The sequence below is a fragment of the Pseudomonas sp. SWRI81 genome (genome assembly GCF_014268545.1).
Lineage (GTDB): Bacteria > Pseudomonadota > Gammaproteobacteria > Pseudomonadales > Pseudomonadaceae > Aquipseudomonas > Aquipseudomonas hamedanensis.
Map to the genome: position 1 here is coordinate 110900 of NZ_JABWQS010000012.1, position 16920 is coordinate 127819.

Annotated in this window: 16 protein-coding genes; 13 read left to right on the forward strand and 3 right to left on the reverse strand. The window is 58.4% G+C overall.

All coding sequences use genetic code 11. The features are described from left to right. The first annotated feature begins 11 nt into the window (after window positions 1-11). From odhB to HU765_RS10745, 7 genes are all read left to right on the forward strand, one after another. Window positions 12-1235 (forward strand): 2-oxoglutarate dehydrogenase complex dihydrolipoyllysine-residue succinyltransferase, encoded by a 1224-nt coding sequence (gene odhB, locus HU765_RS10715; protein WP_186551048.1) that lies wholly within the window; start codon window positions 12-14, stop codon window positions 1233-1235. A gap of 109 nt (window positions 1236-1344) precedes the next feature. Further along, window positions 1345-2781 carry a dihydrolipoyl dehydrogenase gene (gene lpdA, locus HU765_RS10720; RefSeq protein WP_186551047.1) on the forward strand — a complete coding sequence of 479 codons (1437 nt, stop codon included), beginning with the start codon at window positions 1345-1347 and terminating at the stop codon, window positions 2779-2781. A 198-nt stretch (window positions 2782-2979) separates the two neighbouring features. Continuing rightward, window positions 2980-4146, forward strand: a complete 1167-nt coding sequence (gene sucC, locus HU765_RS10725; RefSeq protein ID WP_186551046.1) for an ADP-forming succinate--CoA ligase subunit beta — start codon at window positions 2980-2982, stop codon at window positions 4144-4146. After that, window positions 4146-5030, forward strand: coding sequence for a succinate--CoA ligase subunit alpha (gene sucD / locus HU765_RS10730; RefSeq protein ID WP_186551045.1), 885 nt, complete (start codon window positions 4146-4148; stop codon window positions 5028-5030). The genes sucC and sucD overlap by 1 nt, the downstream gene beginning before the upstream one ends. 479 nt (window positions 5031-5509) lie before the next feature. Next, complete coding sequence (brnQ, locus tag HU765_RS10735) at window positions 5510-6823, forward strand: branched-chain amino acid transport system II carrier protein (protein ID WP_186551044.1); 1314 nt, start codon at window positions 5510-5512, stop codon at window positions 6821-6823. A 259-nt stretch (window positions 6824-7082) separates the two neighbouring features. Continuing rightward, window positions 7083-7820 carry a DUF599 family protein gene (locus tag HU765_RS10740; protein WP_186551043.1) on the forward strand — a complete coding sequence of 246 codons (738 nt, stop codon included), beginning with the start codon at window positions 7083-7085 and terminating at the stop codon, window positions 7818-7820. Then, a complete protein-coding gene (locus HU765_RS10745) occupies window positions 7820-8221 on the forward strand; it encodes an MAPEG family protein (protein WP_186551042.1) in 402 nt (133 codons plus the stop codon). The genes HU765_RS10740 and HU765_RS10745 overlap by 1 nt, the downstream gene beginning before the upstream one ends. A gap of 64 nt (window positions 8222-8285) precedes the next feature. Here the strand turns inward: HU765_RS10745 and HU765_RS10750 are convergent, their stop codons facing one another. After that, window positions 8286-8522 carry a hypothetical protein gene (locus HU765_RS10750; RefSeq protein ID WP_008082962.1) on the reverse strand — a complete coding sequence of 79 codons (237 nt, stop codon included), beginning with the start codon at window positions 8520-8522 and terminating at the stop codon, window positions 8286-8288. Window positions 8523-8680: 158 nt separating this feature from the next. On the opposite strand from HU765_RS10750, the gene HU765_RS10755 reads away from it, so the two are divergent. From HU765_RS10755 to HU765_RS10770, 4 genes are all read left to right on the forward strand, one after another. After that, on the forward strand, window positions 8681-9157 hold the full coding sequence (locus HU765_RS10755) for a PaaI family thioesterase (RefSeq protein ID WP_186620321.1): 477 nt from the start codon (window positions 8681-8683) through the stop codon (window positions 9155-9157). Continuing rightward, window positions 9154-9606 (forward strand): PaaI family thioesterase, encoded by a 453-nt coding sequence (locus HU765_RS10760; protein ID WP_186551040.1) that lies wholly within the window; start codon window positions 9154-9156, stop codon window positions 9604-9606. Before HU765_RS10755 ends, HU765_RS10760 begins: the two co-directional genes overlap by 4 nt. Before the next feature lie 81 nt (window positions 9607-9687). Then, on the forward strand, window positions 9688-11592 hold the full coding sequence (gene htpG, locus HU765_RS10765; protein WP_186620323.1) for a molecular chaperone HtpG: 1905 nt from the start codon (window positions 9688-9690) through the stop codon (window positions 11590-11592). Between the two features lie 69 nt (window positions 11593-11661). Continuing rightward, window positions 11662-12390, forward strand: a complete 729-nt coding sequence (locus tag HU765_RS10770; RefSeq protein ID WP_186620325.1) for a dienelactone hydrolase family protein — start codon at window positions 11662-11664, stop codon at window positions 12388-12390. A gap of 133 nt (window positions 12391-12523) precedes the next feature. On the opposite strand, the gene HU765_RS10775 is transcribed toward HU765_RS10770, so the two are convergent. Next, entirely contained in the window at window positions 12524-13387 is an 864-nt protein-coding gene (locus HU765_RS10775; protein WP_186620327.1) for a pirin family protein, read from the reverse strand. 61 nt (window positions 13388-13448) lie between these two features. Further along, entirely contained in the window at window positions 13449-13865 is a 417-nt protein-coding gene (locus tag HU765_RS10780) for an OsmC family protein (protein ID WP_186551036.1), read from the reverse strand. Between the two features lie 153 nt (window positions 13866-14018). On the opposite strand from HU765_RS10780, the gene HU765_RS10785 reads away from it, so the two are divergent. Next, window positions 14019-15041, forward strand: coding sequence for an amidohydrolase family protein (locus HU765_RS10785; protein WP_186620328.1), 1023 nt, complete (start codon window positions 14019-14021; stop codon window positions 15039-15041). A 137-nt stretch (window positions 15042-15178) separates the two neighbouring features. Next, the gene (locus tag HU765_RS10790; RefSeq protein ID WP_186620330.1) at window positions 15179-16804 is read left to right on the forward strand and encodes a methyl-accepting chemotaxis protein; all 1626 of its coding nucleotides are present in this window, start codon (window positions 15179-15181) and stop codon (window positions 16802-16804) included. The last annotated feature ends 116 nt before the right edge of the window (window positions 16805-16920 follow it).

The following is a 16920-nucleotide window of genomic DNA, read 5'->3' on the forward strand; positions in this document are numbered from 1 at the left end:
ACCCACAGATAATGGCTATCGAAATCAAAGCCCCGTCATTCCCGGAATCGGTTGCCGATGGCACCGTTGCCACCTGGCACAAGAAACCAGGTGAGGCCGTCAAGCGTGACGACCTGATCGTCGACATCGAAACCGACAAGGTCGTGCTGGAAGTATTGGCCGAAGCGGACGGCGTGCTGGGCGCAATCGTTGCCGAAGAGGGCGCTACCGTTCTGTCGAACCAGGTCCTGGGCTCGATCGAAGAGGGCAGCGCTGCTGCCGCTCCAGCCGCCGCTGCTGCTCCGGCGGCTACTGCCGCTGCCGCACCGGCTGCTGCCGAAGGCGAAGATGACCCGATCGCAGCTCCGGCTGCGCGCAAGCTGGCTGAAGAAAACGGCATCAACATCGCCTCCGTTGCCGGCACCGGCAAAGGCGGTCGTGTGACCAAGGAAGACGTGGTTGCAGCGGTTGCTGCCAAGAAAGCCGCTCCGGCTGCCGCGCCTGCCAAGGCTGCTGCTCCTTCGGCTGCCGCTCCAGTGTTCGCTGCTGGCGACCGCATCGAGAAGCGCGTACCGATGACCCGCGTTCGTGCCACCGTGGCCAAGCGTCTGGTTGAAGCGCAGTCGAACATGGCCATGCTGACCACGTTCAACGAAGTCGACATGACCGAAGTCATGGCCTTGCGTTCGAAGTATAAGGACCTGTTCGAGAAGTCCCACAACGGCGTACGCCTTGGCTTCATGTCGTTCTTCGTCAAGGCGGCCACCGAAGCGCTGAAGCGCTTCCCGGCGGTCAACGCGTCGATCGACGGCGGCGACATCGTTTACCACGGCTACGCGGACATCGGCGTTGCCGTTTCCAGCGACCGCGGCCTGGTGGTTCCGGTTCTGCGTAACGCCGAGCTGATGAGCCTGGCTGAAATCGAAGGCGGCATCGCAACATTTGGCAAGAAAGCCCGTGACGGCAAACTGTCGATGGACGAGATGACCGGTGGTACCTTCACCATCACCAACGGTGGTACCTTCGGTTCGATGATGTCGACACCCATCGTCAACCCGCCGCAGGCAGCGATTCTGGGCATGCACAACATCATCCAGCGTCCTATGGCCATCAACGGTCAGGTCGTGATCCGCCCGATGATGTACCTGGCACTGTCCTACGATCACCGTCTGATCGATGGCAAAGAAGCTGTAACCTTCCTGGTGACCATCAAGAACCTGCTGGAAGATCCGGCTCGTCTGTTGCTGGATATCTAAGAAAACAGCTGCAAGTTTCAGGCTTCAAGCCACAAGCTCCAGGCGAGCTGAAGGGCTTGCAGCTTGTGGCTTGCGGCTCGTAGCTTTATTGCTAAAGAGGATTTTTTGAATGTCGCAGAAATTTGACGTAGTAGTGATCGGTGCTGGCCCTGGTGGCTATGTGGCTGCCATCAAGGCCGCACAGCTGGGTCTGAGCACTGCCTGCATCGAGAAGTACACCGATGCCGAAGGCAAGCAAGCCTTGGGCGGTACCTGCCTGAACGTCGGCTGCATTCCTTCCAAGGCGCTGCTGGACAGCTCCTGGAAATACAAGGAAGCAAAAGAAAGCTTCAATGTTCACGGTATCTCGACCGGCGAAGTCAAAATGGACGTCGCTGCGATGGTTGGCCGCAAGGCTGGAATCGTCAAGAACCTGACCGGCGGTGTTGCCACCCTGTTCAAGGCCAACGGCGTGACTTCGATCCAGGGCCACGGCAAGCTGCTGGCCGGCAAGAAAGTCGAAGTCACCAAGCCGGACGGCTCGGTTGAAGTCATCGAAGCTGAAAACGTGATTCTGGCTCCAGGTTCGCGTCCGATCGACATTCCACCGGCTCCGGTCGATCAGAACGTCATCGTTGATTCGACCGGCGCGCTGGAATTCCAGTCCGTACCGAAGCGTCTGGGCGTGATCGGCGCTGGCGTGATCGGTCTGGAACTGGGTTCGGTATGGTCGCGTCTGGGTGCGGAAGTGACCGTTCTCGAAGCGCTGGATACCTTCCTGATGGCAGCGGACACCGCTGTTTCCAAGGAAGCATTCAAAACCCTGACCAAGCAGGGCCTGGACATCAAACTGGGCGCCCGCGTTACCGGTTCGAAAGTCAACGGCGACGAAGTCGTGGTGAACTACACCGATGCCAACGGCGAACAGACCATCACGTTCGACAAGCTGATCGTAGCCGTTGGTCGCCGTCCGGTGACCACTGATCTGCTGGCTGCCGACAGCGGCGTGACCCTCGACGAGCGCGGTTTCGTGCACGTTGACGATCACTGCGCGACCACCGTACCGGGCGTTTTCGCCATCGGTGACGTGGTTCGCGGCATGATGCTGGCGCACAAGGCTTCGGAAGAAGGCATCATGGTGGTCGAGCGCATCAAGGGCCACAAGGCTCAGATGAACTATGATTTGATCCCTTCGGTTATTTATACTCACCCGGAAATCGCGTGGGTAGGTAAAACCGAGCAGGCGCTGAAGGCCGAAGGCGTTGAAGTCAACGTCGGCACCTTCCCGTTCGCCGCTTCCGGCCGTGCCATGGCTGCCAACGATACCGGTGGTTTCGTCAAGGTCATCGCCGATGCCAAGACTGACCGCGTATTGGGCGTGCACGTGATTGGCCCGAGCGCTGCAGAACTGGTTCAGCAGGGCGCGATCGGTATGGAATTCGGCACCAGCGCTGAAGACCTGGGCATGATGGTTTTCTCCCATCCGACCCTGTCTGAAGCCTTGCACGAAGCTGCTCTGGCAGTGAATGGCGGCGCCATCCACATTGCCAACCGCAAGAAGCGTTAACAGACAATAAGAAACCACGGCGGTAACGGCCCGTCGTGAGCCTTGCGAGCAAGACTCACCGCGGAATGTCCGCCGGACGCAGTCTTGCGTAGCTGCACCGGTTAACCGGGAAGCTACGCAAGCAGCAGTCACAGGTGGCGCGGCACTCAATCGAGCGCAGCGCCGAATGCGCAGTACCTAACGAAGACGGTAAAAAGCATGAATCTTCACGAGTATCAGGGTAAGCAGCTGTTCGCTGAATACGGCCTGCCAGTTTCCACTGGTTACGCAGTAGACACCCCGGAAGCAGCAGCAGAAGCTTGCGACAAGATCGGCGGCAACGAGTGGGTCGTCAAAGCCCAGGTTCACGCCGGTGGTCGCGGTAAAGCGGGCGGCGTCAAGCTGGTTCGCAGCAAAGAAGACGCCAAGGCCTTCGCACAGCAGTGGCTGGGCAAGCGTCTGGTGACTTACCAGACTGACGCCAATGGCCAGCCAGTCACCAAGATCCTGGTTGAATCGTGCACTGATATCGCTAAAGAGCTGTACCTGGGCGCTGTCGTTGACCGTTCGAGCCGTCGCATCGTGTTCATGGCTTCCACCGAAGGTGGCGTGGACATCGAGAAAATCGCTCACGACACGCCAGAAAAAATTCTCAAGGCCACTATCGATCCACTGGTTGGCGCTCAGCCATCCCAGGGTCGCGAGCTGGCATTCCAGCTGGGTCTGGAAGGCAAGCAGGTCACTCAGTTCGCCAAGATCTTCGTTGGTCTGGCCAAGCTGTTCAAAGACCACGATCTGGCTCTGCTGGAAGTGAACCCGCTGGTGATCAAGGCTGACGGCGATCTGCACTGCCTCGACGCCAAGATCAACATCGACGCCAACGCCATGTACCGTCAGCCTAAGCTGAAGGCTTTCCACGATCCGTCGCAGGACGATCCGCGCGAAGCGCACGCTGCCAAGTTCGAACTGAACTACGTAGCCCTGGAAGGCAACATCGGCTGCATGGTCAACGGTGCCGGTCTGGCCATGGGTACCATGGACATCGTCAACCTGCATGGCGGCAAGCCAGCCAACTTCCTCGACGTGGGCGGCGGTGCTACCAAGGAACGCGTTACCGAAGCGTTCAAGATCATTCTGTCCGACACCAATGTCGCTGCAGTACTGGTCAACATCTTCGGCGGCATCGTTCGCTGCGACATGATTGCCGAAGGCATCATCGGCGCTGTGAAAGAAGTCGGCGTGAAAATCCCGGTTGTTGTTCGCCTTGAAGGCAACAACGCTGAGCTGGGCGCTAAAGTACTGGCAGAAAGCGGTTTGAACATCATCGCTGCTACCAGCCTGACCGACGCTGCTCAACAAGTTGTCAAAGCTGCGGAGGGCAAATAATGAGCGTCCTGATCAATAAAGACACCAAAGTTATCTGCCAGGGTATTACCGGTTCGCAAGGTAGTTTCCACACCCAGCAAGCCATCGAATACGGCACCAAGATGGTTGGTGGTGTAACTCCGGGCAAGGGCGGCACCGAGCACCTGGGCCTGCCAGTGTTCAACACCGTCAAAGACGCAGTAGCGGCCACTGGCGCTACCGCCAGCGTGATCTACGTTCCGGCTCCGTTCTGCAAGGACTCGATCCTGGAAGCGGCATTCGGCGGTATCAAGCTGATCGTCTGCATCACCGAAGGCATTCCTACCCTGGACATGCTGGACGCTAAAGTTAAGTGCGACGAGCTGGGCGTAGTCCTGATCGGCCCTAACTGCCCAGGCGTGATCACCCCAGGCGAATGCAAGATCGGCATCATGCCAGGTCACATTCACTTGCCAGGCAAGGTCGGTATCGTTTCGCGTTCCGGCACCCTGACCTACGAAGCTGTGAAGCAGACCACTGACGCCGGTTTCGGTCAGTCGACTTGCGTCGGCATCGGCGGTGACCCGATCCCGGGCTCGAACTTCATCGACATCCTGAAGCTGTTCCAGGAAGACCCGAAGACCGAAGCGATCGTCATGATCGGCGAGATCGGCGGTTCGGCTGAAGAAGAAGCGGCTGCCTACATCAAGGCACACGTGACCAAGCCGGTTGTTTCCTACATTGCTGGTGTGACTGCTCCTCCGGGCAAGCGCATGGGCCATGCTGGCGCAATCATCTCTGGCGGCAAAGGCACTGCAGACGAGAAATTCGCTGCGCTGCAAGACGCAGGCGTGAAAACCGTGCGTTCGCTGGCAGACATCGGCAAGGCCCTGGCCGAGCTGACTGGCTGGGAAGTGAAGAAGTAAGCTTCGGCTGACTTTTAGCTCCAGCAACAAAGGCCACCTTCGGGTGGCCTTTGTCGTTTCTGGCGTATGAGAATTTTGAGGGCTGGTGTGGCGAGGGGATTTATCCCCGCTGGGCTGCGAAGCGGCCCCATGCTAGCGACCATGATCAGTCAAGCAGCTTCAGCTCGGATTCTTGGGACTGCTGCGCAGACCATCGGGGATAAATCCCCTCGCCACAGGTTTTAAGTGATGAATTCAGGTTCTGTGTATGAAAATTAAATACGTAAACGCGACACGGAAACGTCGCGTATCGGATAGTTCGCCCTCTAACAGTGCGTTCGTCAGCCAAATTCGTTAGGCTGGCAGCCATTTTTGCGTCCGCCGCCCACAAGGCAGCCACGCGCTTTAAGGGTCAGTCCCATACGGATCGACAGCATTTCCCTAATCCCACAGGGCAATCCCTCTCTAAATTCCGATTTCAGTAGTGTGGTATTACCTTAATGAAAGTTTTGAAAGGTCAGGACATCCTGGCACTTGGTTTTATGACGTTTGCCCTGTTCGTTGGGGCCGGTAACATCATTTTCCCGCCGATCGTTGGCTTGCAGGCCGGACCGCACGTCTGGATGGCTGCGCTGGGCTTTCTGATCACCGCAGTGGGTTTGCCGGTGGTCACCGTGGTGGCGCTGGCCAAGGTCGGCGGAGCAATGGACGCGCTAAGCAGCCCGATCGGCAAGATTGCCGGCGGCATCCTTGCCGCTGCGTGCTACCTGGCCGTCGGTCCGCTGTTCGCCACGCCGCGGACGGCGACCGTGTCGTTCGAAGTGGGTCTGGCGCCGCTAACGGGCGAAAGTCCGTTGGCACTGTTCCTCTACAGCTCGGTGTACTTCCTGCTGGTGTTCTTCATCTCGCTCTACCCTGGGCGTTTGCTGGACACAGTCGGTCGTTTTCTCGCGCCGCTGAAGATCATCGCCCTGGCAGTGCTGGGTATCGCCGCGTTCGCCTTGCCGGCCGGCGATATCGGTCACGGCACCCCGGAATACGTCGCAGCACCGTTCTCCCAAGGTTTCATCAATGGTTATCTGACCATGGATACCCTCGGCGCGCTGGTGTTCGGTATCGTCATCGTCAATGCGATCCGCTCCCGTGGCGTCGAATCGCCTGCACTGATCACTCGTTACGCAATCATCGCCGGGCTGATTGCCGGCGTCGGGCTGGCGCTGGTGTATGTCAGCCTGTTCCGCCTCGGCTCCGGCAGCCATGAAGTGGCGGTCGGTGCGACCAACGGTGCGGCGGTCTTGCATGCCTACGTGCAGCACACCTTCGGTTCGCTGGGCAGCGGTTTCCTCGCGGTGCTGATCTCGCTGGCGTGTCTGGTCACGGCGGTTGGCCTGACCTGCGCCTGCGCCGAATACTTCAGCCGCGTGTTGCCACTGTCCTACAAGACGCTGGTGATCATTCTGGCGGCGTTCTCGCTGCTGGTGTCCAACCTGGGCCTGACCAAGCTGATTGCTTTCTCAATTCCGGTGCTGACGGCGATCTACCCGCCGTGCATCGTTCTGGTGGCGTTGAGCTTCTGCAAAGATTTCTGGCATGAGCACGGGCGCATTCTTGGTCCGGTGATGCTGGTGTCGTTCCTGTTCGGCAGCATCGATGCGCTCAAAGGTGCGGGTCTGGCTGACTGGATGCCGTCGCAGCTGACCCATTTGCCACTGAGTGAGCAGGGTCTGGCGTGGCTGGTGCCTTGCGTGATGACACTGGTGGTCGCAGTGGTGTGTGATCGCCTGCTGGGCAAGCGCAGCGAAGTCACTGCCTGACGTGGTTTGATCCGCCACAAGCGGGTCGGGCACGGTTAAACAGAAATGCCCCGTATCAATCGATACGGGGCATTTTTTATGCGCGTGAGGCAGTGTCTTTTTTGCTGAGCTAACGTCGAAGGGTTGCTTAGCTTATATGTAGGAGTGAGCCTGCTCGCGATAGCGGTTTCTCAGTCACTTCAGTATTGAATGACAAACCGCTATCGCGAGCAGGCTCACTCCTACAGGTGTATAGCGTTTACATCTCACAAGGAATTGCATGTCGTTCATCCAAGCCAATCTGATCCACTTGCTCGCCGCCGTCTGGTTTGTCATCTGCTGGGGCGGTTACACCCGTTATGCCACCTGGAAGGCCCGCGACACGGCGTGTCTGGCCAGCGTTCTGCACCTGTATCGCGAAGACTGGATGCGCCGCATGTTGTTGCGTGACAACCGCATCGCCGACGCCAGCGTGATCGGCAACCTGGAGCGCAACGCCTCGTTCTTCGCCTCAAGTACCTTGATTATTCTTGCCGGTATTCTCACCGTGCTTGGCGCGTCGGAGCGGGCGGTGTCGCTGCTAGCGGATATTCCGATGATTCAGCAGGCGTCCCAAGGCATGTCGGAGATCAAGCTGCTGTGTCTGGCACTGGTGTTCGTCTACGCCTTCTTCACCTTCAGTTGGTGCATGCGCCAGTACAACTTCGCGGCGATTCTGGTGGGTTCGGCGCCGATGATCGGCGAGCGCCAGGTGACCGAGCAGGAACGCAAGGCCTTCGCTTCGCGGGCGGCGCGGGTAATCTCGATGGCCGCCAACCAGTTCAACTTCGGCTTGCGCTCTTATTACTTCGGCATGAGCATGCTTGCCTGGTTCGTCAGCCCGTGGCTGTTCATGATCATGAGTGCAGGGGTCGTGGTGGTGTTGTATCGCCGCGAGTTTCATTCCGACGTGCTTGACGTGATGGTCTATACCCCTACAGAGGCGCCATTGCCCGAAGCGAATAAGGAAATTGTTTGATGAGTATTCCGTTCTGGTGCGTGTTGATCAGCGCCCTGTTGATTTACATCGCGCGCATGCCGGTGGGCAAAGCCATGAAAGAGCAGGGCGGTTACAACAACCATCTGCCGCGTCAGCAACAGGCGCAACTCACCGGTTATGGCGCACGGGCGCTGGCGGCCCATCAAAACAGCATCGAAGCGTTCGTGTTGTTCGCGGTCGGTGTGCTGATGGCGCACACCACACAAACGGCGGGCTGGTTGATCGATGCGTTGGCGATCATCTTTGTACTCGCGCGGATTCTCTACGTGTGGTTCTACCTGGCTGACCTGCCGAAGTTGCGCAGCCTGATGTGGCTAGTCGGCTTCGTCTGTTCGTTGTTGCTGATGATTAGTCCGACTTTTCGAACCGTCTTGCTCTAAGGCTGCTAAATCGCAGGCAAAAGAAAACCCGCACTTGGCGGGTTTTCTTTTCACACCAGAAAGCTTATTGCTTTTTGGCGGCTTCATCTTGAGCTGCGGCGTTCGATTCAGCCTGAGCTTTGGCAGCTTCGGCGTTTTCTTTTGCTGCGTCGTTCACTTTATCCTGAGCTTTGTTCATGTCTTGCTGAGCCTGCTCAGCATGTTGGTTGGCATCTTGAGCTTTGTCCTCGGATTTTTTATCGCAGGCAGCGAGACCGAGGGAAGCGGTCAACATCAAGGCAATAGCTAAAGTCTTACGCATGGGGTGTTTCTCCTTATGGAAAATAACTACTGGCCTTAAGAACTCGGCGCTACAGGTTAAGTTCCTCATTTGTTTCAGATATATAAGTTTGTTTTATCACGGAACTTTTGCCGCTTTTCTCAATACTGGCACAAGGCCCAAACGCGAGTAATTATCAGATGGCCGAAAACCCCGTTTTTGAGCGTGCGACGCGCTTTTTATCGGCATTGCGTCACTGTCAGGTACTGGGCCTGCGAGTGCACAGTGCTTCCAGCGAAGGGCTGACAGTCATGTTGCCTTACAGCCATAAAATCGTCGGGAATCCCGACACGGGGGTTATCCATGGCGGCGCCATCACTTCATTGATGGACACCGCCTGCGGTATGTCGACTTTATGCGTACTGCCGGAGTTTGAAGTCTGCCCGACCCTCGACCTGCGCATCGACTACATGCACGCCGCCGAACCGAACAAAGCCGTGTATGGCTTTGCGCAGTGCTACCGCGTCACCACCGATGTGATCTTTGCCCGAGGTTTCGCCTACCAGGACGATCCCGAGCAGCCGATCGCCCATGTCGTCGGCACGTTTATGCGCATGGGGATTGGTCTGAAGGGCAGCAAAGGCTTCGCTGGCACGATCAAGGGTGCCAACCAATGAGCCATGACCTCAAGGCGCAGCTGCAGCAGGCCCACGCGCAGGGCGATTACGCACCGCTGCTGGCATTGATTCCTTACGCCGGACTGATCGGCATCGAATGCTCGCGAGTAGGCGATGAGCTGCTGTTCAAGTTGCCGGCGAACAAAGACAACATTGGTAACCCTTTATTGCCGGCGATCCACGGCGGGGTGATTGCCGGGTTCATGGAGCTGGCCGCGGCCCTGCATCTGCTGATTTTTACCGGCACGCCAGGGGTGCCGAAGATCATCGACTTTTCCCTCGATTACCTGCGCGCCGGGCAGTTTCGCGACACTTGGGCCAGGTGTCAGGTGTGCAGGCAAGGGCGGCGCGTGGCCAACGTCGCGATCACTGCCTGGCAAAGCACTGAGGGCGAACCGATCGCCACCGCCCGCGCGCACTTCAAAATCGATGAGCCCTTGAAATCCTGAACAGCGCCCCCAACTCAGATGACAACCCGCCGCCGACCATTCGGGTCGCGGCCAATGCCATCTGATTGGAGTTTGATGACCATGAGTGTGGAAACTCAAAAGGAAACCCTGGGCTTCCAGACCGAGGTAAAGCAGCTGCTGCACCTCATGATCCATTCGCTGTATTCGAATAAGGAAATTTTCCTTCGCGAATTGATCTCGAACGCCTCTGACGCTGTCGACAAGCTGCGCTTCGAAGCCCTGGCCAAGCCTGAGTTGCTCGAAGGTGGCGCTGACCTGAAAATCCGTGTGAGCTTCGACAAAGACGCCAAGACCGTCACCCTCGAAGACAACGGTATCGGCATGAGCCGTGACGATGTGATCACCCACCTGGGTACCATCGCCAAATCCGGCACCGCCGATTTCATGAAAAATCTTTCCGGCGATCAGAAGAAAGATTCGCACCTGATCGGCCAGTTCGGCGTTGGCTTCTACTCGGCCTTCATCGTCGCCGACAAGGTTGATGTGTATAGCCGTCGCGCCGGCACCGCTGCGAGCGAAGGCGTGCACTGGTCGTCGAAAGGCGAAGGCGAGTTCGAAGTTGCCAACATCGACAAGCCAGAGCGCGGCACCCGCATCGTCCTGCACCTGAAATCCGGTGAAGACGAATTCGCCGATGGCTGGCGTCTGCGCAACATCATCAAGAAATACTCCGACCACATCGCTTTGCCGATCGAACTGCCGAAGGAAGTCACTCCGGCCGAAGGCGAAGAGGCTCCAGCCGTTGAATGGGAAACCGTCAACCGCGCCAGTGCCCTGTGGACCCGTCCGCGCACCGAAGTGAAGGACGAGGAATACCAGGAGTTCTACAAGCACATCGCTCACGACTTCGAAAATCCGTTGTCCTGGAGCCATAACAAGGTCGAAGGCAAGCTTGAGTACAGCTCGCTGCTGTACGTACCGGCCCGTGCACCGTTCGACCTGTACCAGCGTGAAGCGCCGAAAGGCCTGAAGCTGTACGTGCAGCGTGTGTTTGTAATGGATCAGGCTGAGTCGTTCCTGCCGCTGTACCTGCGCTTCATCAAGGGCGTGGTTGATTCCAACGACCTGTCGCTGAACGTGTCGCGGGAAATCCTGCAAAAAGACCCGATCATCGATTCGATGAAGACCGCGTTGACCAAGCGTGTGTTGGACATGCTGGAAAAACTGGCGAAGAACGAGCCTGAGCAATACAAGGGCTTCTGGAAGAATTTCGGTCAGGTCATGAAAGAAGGCCCGGCAGAAGACTTCGCCAACAAAGAGAAAATTGCCGGTCTGCTGCGTTTCGCATCGACCAACGGTGACGACGGCGAACAGGTTGTCGGTCTGGCTGATTACCTGGCCCGCGCCAAGGAAGGCCAAGACAAGATCTACTACCTCACCGGCGAAACCTACGCGCAGGTCAAGAACAGCCCGCACCTGGAAGTCTTCCGCAAGAAAGGCATCGAAGTGCTGCTGCTGACCGACCGCATCGACGAGTGGCTGATGAGCTACCTCAGCGAGTTCGACGGCAAGACGTTTGTCGATGTGGCGCGCGGTGATCTTGATCTGGGCAACCTGGACTCGGAAGAGGACAAGAAAGCCGCAGAAGAAGTTGCCAAGTCCAAAGAAGGTCTGGTCGAGCGTCTGAAAACCGCGCTGGGCGATTCCGTGGCTGAAGTCCGCGTATCCCATCGTTTGACCGATTCGCCGGCCATTCTGGCCATCGGTGAACAGGACCTGGGCCTGCAAATGCGCCAGATCCTCGAAGCCAGCGGGCAGAAAGTGCCGGATTCGAAGCCGATCTTCGAATTCAACCCGAACCACCCGCTGATCGAGAAACTCGATGGCGAGCAGAGCGAAGAGCGCTTTGGCGATTTGTCGCACATCCTCTTCGATCAGGCCGCCCTCGCGGCGGGCGACAGCCTGAAAGACCCGGCGGCGTATGTGCGTCGTCTGAACAAGCTGTTGGTTGAACTGTCGGTTTGATCACGTTGTAGGAAAAACCCGCTTCGGCGGGTTTTTTCATTCTGGTGTTTAAGCAATCAGGAGTCAGAAATGAGCCAAGTCACTGTACGTTCCGTGGTCTATCAGATTGATGGTCAACCTTATGAAGGTCGGCTGGCGTTCGACACCGGGCACGCAGGCGCGCGCCCGGGTTTGTTGATGGCGCCGAACTGGATGGGCGTCAGCGCCGGCGCCGAAGAGATCGCCAAAGCGGTGGCGGCCAAGGGCTACGTGGTATTGATCGCTGACGTCTATGGTCAGGCTGTGCGTCCGCAAAACGCCGATCAGGCGCTTGCCGCGATGATGCCGCTCAAGGACGACCGCGCGCTGCTGCGCAAACGTCTGCAAGTGGCCTTCGAGCAGTTGCAAGCGCAGGGCGAGGCGGCGGTGGATACCTCGAAACTGGCGGTGTTCGGTTTCTGCTTCGGCGGCTGCTGCGCGCTGGATCTTGCGCGCACCGGCGCGCCGGTCAAAGCGGCGGTGTCGTTCCACGGTACGCTGGATTCACCGAATCCTGCGGATGCGCAGAACATCAAGGGTTCGGTGCTGGTGCTGCATGGCGCGTCCGATCCGTTGGTGCCGAAAGAGCAACTGCCAGCGTTCGAAGATGAAATGAATGCGGCGGGCGTGGACTGGCAACTGCTGAGCTACGGCGGTGCTGTGCACTCGTTTACCGACCCGCACGCCAACGTGCCGGGCAAGATGATGTACGACGAGAAGACCGCCAAGCGGGCGTTCAAGTCGATGCATGATTTGCTGGACGAGGTGTTCAAAGACTGATTTTGCTTTCAGACGCTGGCTTGTGCAGTGTCTGTAAGGGCCTCTTCGCGAGCAGGCTCACTCCTACAAGTGGAATGCGCTCCCCTGTAGGAGTGAGCCTGCTCGCGATAACAATTTTCCAGACGATGGGATCTCAGGGCAGTTCAATCCGCTCAACTTCCCCCGGCACCGTCGGCCAATCCCCGGCCGCCCACTTGCGCCGTGCCTCATCAATCGCCGCCGGATCACTGGCAACGAAATTCCAGTTGATCCGCCTCGGCCCGTCCAGCGGCGCGCCGCCAAACACCACTGCGTGCACATCGCTTTCGGCAAACAGACTCATTTCTTCGCCAGCGGGCAGCACCACCAGTGCATGTGGCTCGATCGTTTCGCCATTCAACTGTGCATCACCACTCAACACATACACCGCGCGCTCCGCATGTTCAGTCGGAATCAGCAGTGTGGTCGCGGTTTGCATCTTCACTTCGGCGTACAGCGTAGGAGAAAGCACTGGTACCGGCGATTCCAGGCAAAAGCCCGACCCGGCAATCATCCGAATCTGCACGCCGAGGTTATCGCTGACCGGCAATGTTGCCGCCGGGTGATGGCTGTAATGCCCCGGGCCCTGCTCATGTTCTTTGGGCGAGGCCAGCCAGACTTGCAGGCCGTGCAGAGTGAAGGTTTCGGCAAGCAGTGGCACAGGCGTGCGCTCGACATGGGCAATCGCGCTGCCGGCAGTCATCCAGCTGACATCGCCAGCGCTGACCACCTGATCGGAGCCAAGACTGTCCTTGTGCTGCAATTGCCCCTGAAACAAATAAGTGAGGGTCGACAGGCCGATGTGCGGGTGCTGTCGGATGTCCATGCCTTTGCCCGTCGGATAAACCGTTTCGAGCATGTGGTCGAAAAACACGAATGGGCCAACGCTGCGGCATTTGGCTGACGGCAGCGGGCGCAGAATCGGCTGGCCTTCGACGTCTTCGGCGCGCGGGCGGATGATCAGGGGTTGCGTGTCCATGGGGTATTCCAGGCTGAGCGGGTGATGCCAGAAGCATAACCCGCCGCTGGCAGCAGGAGGATTACTGGCTGTCAAAGCCTTGAGGCGCATGGGTTTCGATGGTCACTTCGCTGGTGGTCATCAGCTTGTGAATCGGGCAGCGATCGGCGACGCGCAGCAGCTCTTCGCGCTGGGCGTCGGTCAGAACGCCTTTGAGGGTAAGGGTGACGTGCAGCGCGTATTTGCCTTTCTGTTCTTCGCTGTTGTCACGTTTTACTTCGACACCGACGCCGGTCAGCGGGATGTCTTTTTTCTTCGCATACATCTTCAGGGTCAGCGCTTTACAGGCGCCGAGCGCAGCATCGAAGTAATCGTGTGGCTCGGGCGCGGTACCTTCGCCGCCGGCCGTTTTCGGCACGTCGGCAAATAATTCGTGGTCATCGATCTGCACGGTGTGACGAAAACCTTCGGCAGAGACGGTATTGACGGTAACAGTCATGGGAACCTCACAGGCAGTAGGAAGAGTCGTTCGAGGGAACAGGGTCCTGCAGTTATAGAACATTCCCACCGGTACGCGTTCCGCTTTCCCTGCGGGATGAACCCTTGTTGTCCGGGCACGGTCTAGGCTATGCCCATCTGCCGGAGATTACTTGTGTCCTTGTCTCGTTTGAGTCTCGCCTGCCTGCTGGTGTTTGCCGCCAGTGCCAGCGCCCGTGAATACACCTACAGCGATGCGCATCTGCATTACGTGGATTTTTTCCAGGAAACCGCTGGCATGCAGAAATTGCTGACGGCCATGCAAGAAAACTCCATCGAGCACGTGATGATTTCCGGCATCCCCGTGGCGAAGAAATGGCACGAAGACGAGCCCAAGCGCCCTCGCTACTACGCGGGTGATGACGCCGATGCCTATTGGTACAGCGCCACTGATGTCATCGTGGCCGATGCGGTGCAAAAACTCCCGCCTGAGCAGCGCCAGTACTTTCATCCGTTTCTTTCCGGTTTCAATCCCAACGACAAGAATTCCGCCGCGCACATTCAGCGCATGCTCGACCTCTACCCGGGGCTGTGGCAGGGCATTGGCGAAGTGTTCACCCGGCATGACGACCTGACGGCGCTGACCTCAGGTGACACACCGCGGGCCAACAATGAAGCGATGACCAGGATTTATCACCTGGCCGCCGAGAACGATCTGCCGGTCATGCTGCATTCCAATATCACTTCCAAGCGTGAGAAAAATCCGCTGTACCTGAAGGAAGTAGAGGAGCCCCTGCGCAACCATCCGCACACCCGGTTCATTTGGGCGCACGCGGGCACCAGCGCGGAAATCCATCGGCACCAGACACAGTTGCCGTTTCTGCTGCCGACCCTGACACGCTTGCTGGAAGCCTATCCGAATCTGTTTATCGACCTGTCGTGGAGCATGCTCACGCCGTATCTGCTGGACGAGCAGGGCAAGCCTCGCGCGGAATGGCTGGCGCTGGTGGAAAAGTATCCGGATCGCTTTATGCTCGGCTCTGACGTGGTGGGACGGTTCAACAAGCTCGGTCAGGAAATGCACAGCTACCGACCGTTTCTCGATGCGCTGCCGGAAGCGGTGGCGCGGAAAGTTGCAAGGGACAACTTCCTGGCGATATTGCCTCGCAATACAGGCAAAACCGCTGATCAGCGCTGAACATCGAGTTCTCCGGTTCGAACTAGCCGTTCGTCTCCCTATCGCCTTTTCGTCTTACGCAATTTCAGGGCAGTGCCGATACCTTCTAAAGCAACCCGCTGCAGGCTGATGCAGCGTCTTTGGAAGGAGCCACAACGATGAATATCCGTAGTCTCAATATCGCCCCGCGCGCCGGCCTGGGTTTTGGCCTGTTGGCATTGATGGTGTTTGCCCTCGGGGCATTTGCGCTGCTGCAAATGTCGAACATGCGTGCGCAGTCCGACGAGGTCGACAATAACTGGCTGCCCAGCGTCATGGCGGTCGGAGAGATGAGTCAGGACATGTTGCGTCTGCGCGCCTTGACCATGCGCCTGCTGCTCAACCGTGATCCCAAGGCATTGGAGCAAAACGTCGCCAAGCTCAATGAGCTGCGCAATGGCTTGAGTGAGGCGCAGCAGCACTATGACGGGTTGATCGCACTGCCTGAGGAGCGCGTGCTGTTTGACCGCTTCAAGGTCGCCGAGCACAAGTACCTTGAGCTTCAGGCCCAGGTAGTACAGCTCTCGGCGCAGAATCGGGTCGCCGAAGCGTCAGCGATTCTCAATGATCAGATGAGCCCGCTGGCCGACGAAATCGCCGTCACCCTGCGCGAGCTGGTTGACCTGAATAAACACAATGCCAACCTTGCCACCGAGGCGGCACGCTTGGTGTTCAGTCATTCAAGGGTCTGGGTCGGGGTGATGATCGCGATGACGGCGTTAGTCACCATCGGCCTGGCATTGTTGCTGACGCGCAGCATCGTCGTGCCCTTGACCCAGTCACTCAACGTGGCTGAGGTCGTCGCGGGCGGTGATTTGACCGGCGATATCCACATCGCCGGCAAAGACGAGCCAGCGCGCTTGCTGCAAGCACTGAAAAGCATGCAGCACAATCTGCGCGACACCCTCCGCCGCATCTCCGAGTCGTCCAGCCAATTGGCCTCGGCCTCTGAAGAGCTGAGCTGCGTCACCGAAGACGCCACGCGCGGTCTGCACCAGCAGAGTCAGGAAATCGAACAGGCGGCTACTGCGGTCAACCAGATGACGGCGGCGGTCGAGGAGGTGGCGAACAACGCTGTGGCCACCTCCGAAGCCTCCCGCGAGTCTGATCGCATCGCCCAGCATGGCCGCGAGCAAGTGCAGCAGACCGTGTCGTCGATCGAATTCCTTGCCGAGGACGTGACCCATAACGCGGCCCGGGTGGAGGATCTGGCGCAAAAGGTTCATGGCATCAGCAAGGTGCTGGATGTCATCCGCTCGATTGCCGAGCAGACCAACCTGTTGGCCCTGAACGCGGCGATCGAGGCGGCGCGGGCCGGTGATGCCGGGCGCGGGTTTGCGGTGGTGGCCGATGAGGTGCGCGCGCTGGCCCATCGTACCCAACAGTCCACGCAGGAAATCGAGCAGATGATTGGCGGCATTCAACAGGGCACCGATTCGGCGGTCAGCTCGATGCAGCAGAGCAATGCCCGGGCCCGTTCGACACTGGCCCTGGCCCAGGAGGCCGGAGCTGCGCTGGAGGAAATCGCCTCGGCGTTTACGCTGATCAACGAGCGCAACCTGGTGATTGCCAGCGCCTCGGAAGAACAGGCAGCGGTGGCGCGGGAAGTGGATCGCAACCTGATGAATATTCGTGATCTGGCGACGCAGACGTCGGCGGGGGCCAATCAGACCAGTGCAGCGAGTCAGGAGTTGTCACGGCTGGCGGTGGATTTGAATGCGCTGGTGGCGAGGTTTTCGGTCTAAGCAGCGCTGCCCTTTGTAGGAGTGAGCCTGCTCGCGATTGCCTTCTGACATTTGATGATGTGCTGTCTGACGGTCCGCTATCGCGAGCAGGCTCACTCCTACAAGGTTGCGTCCGG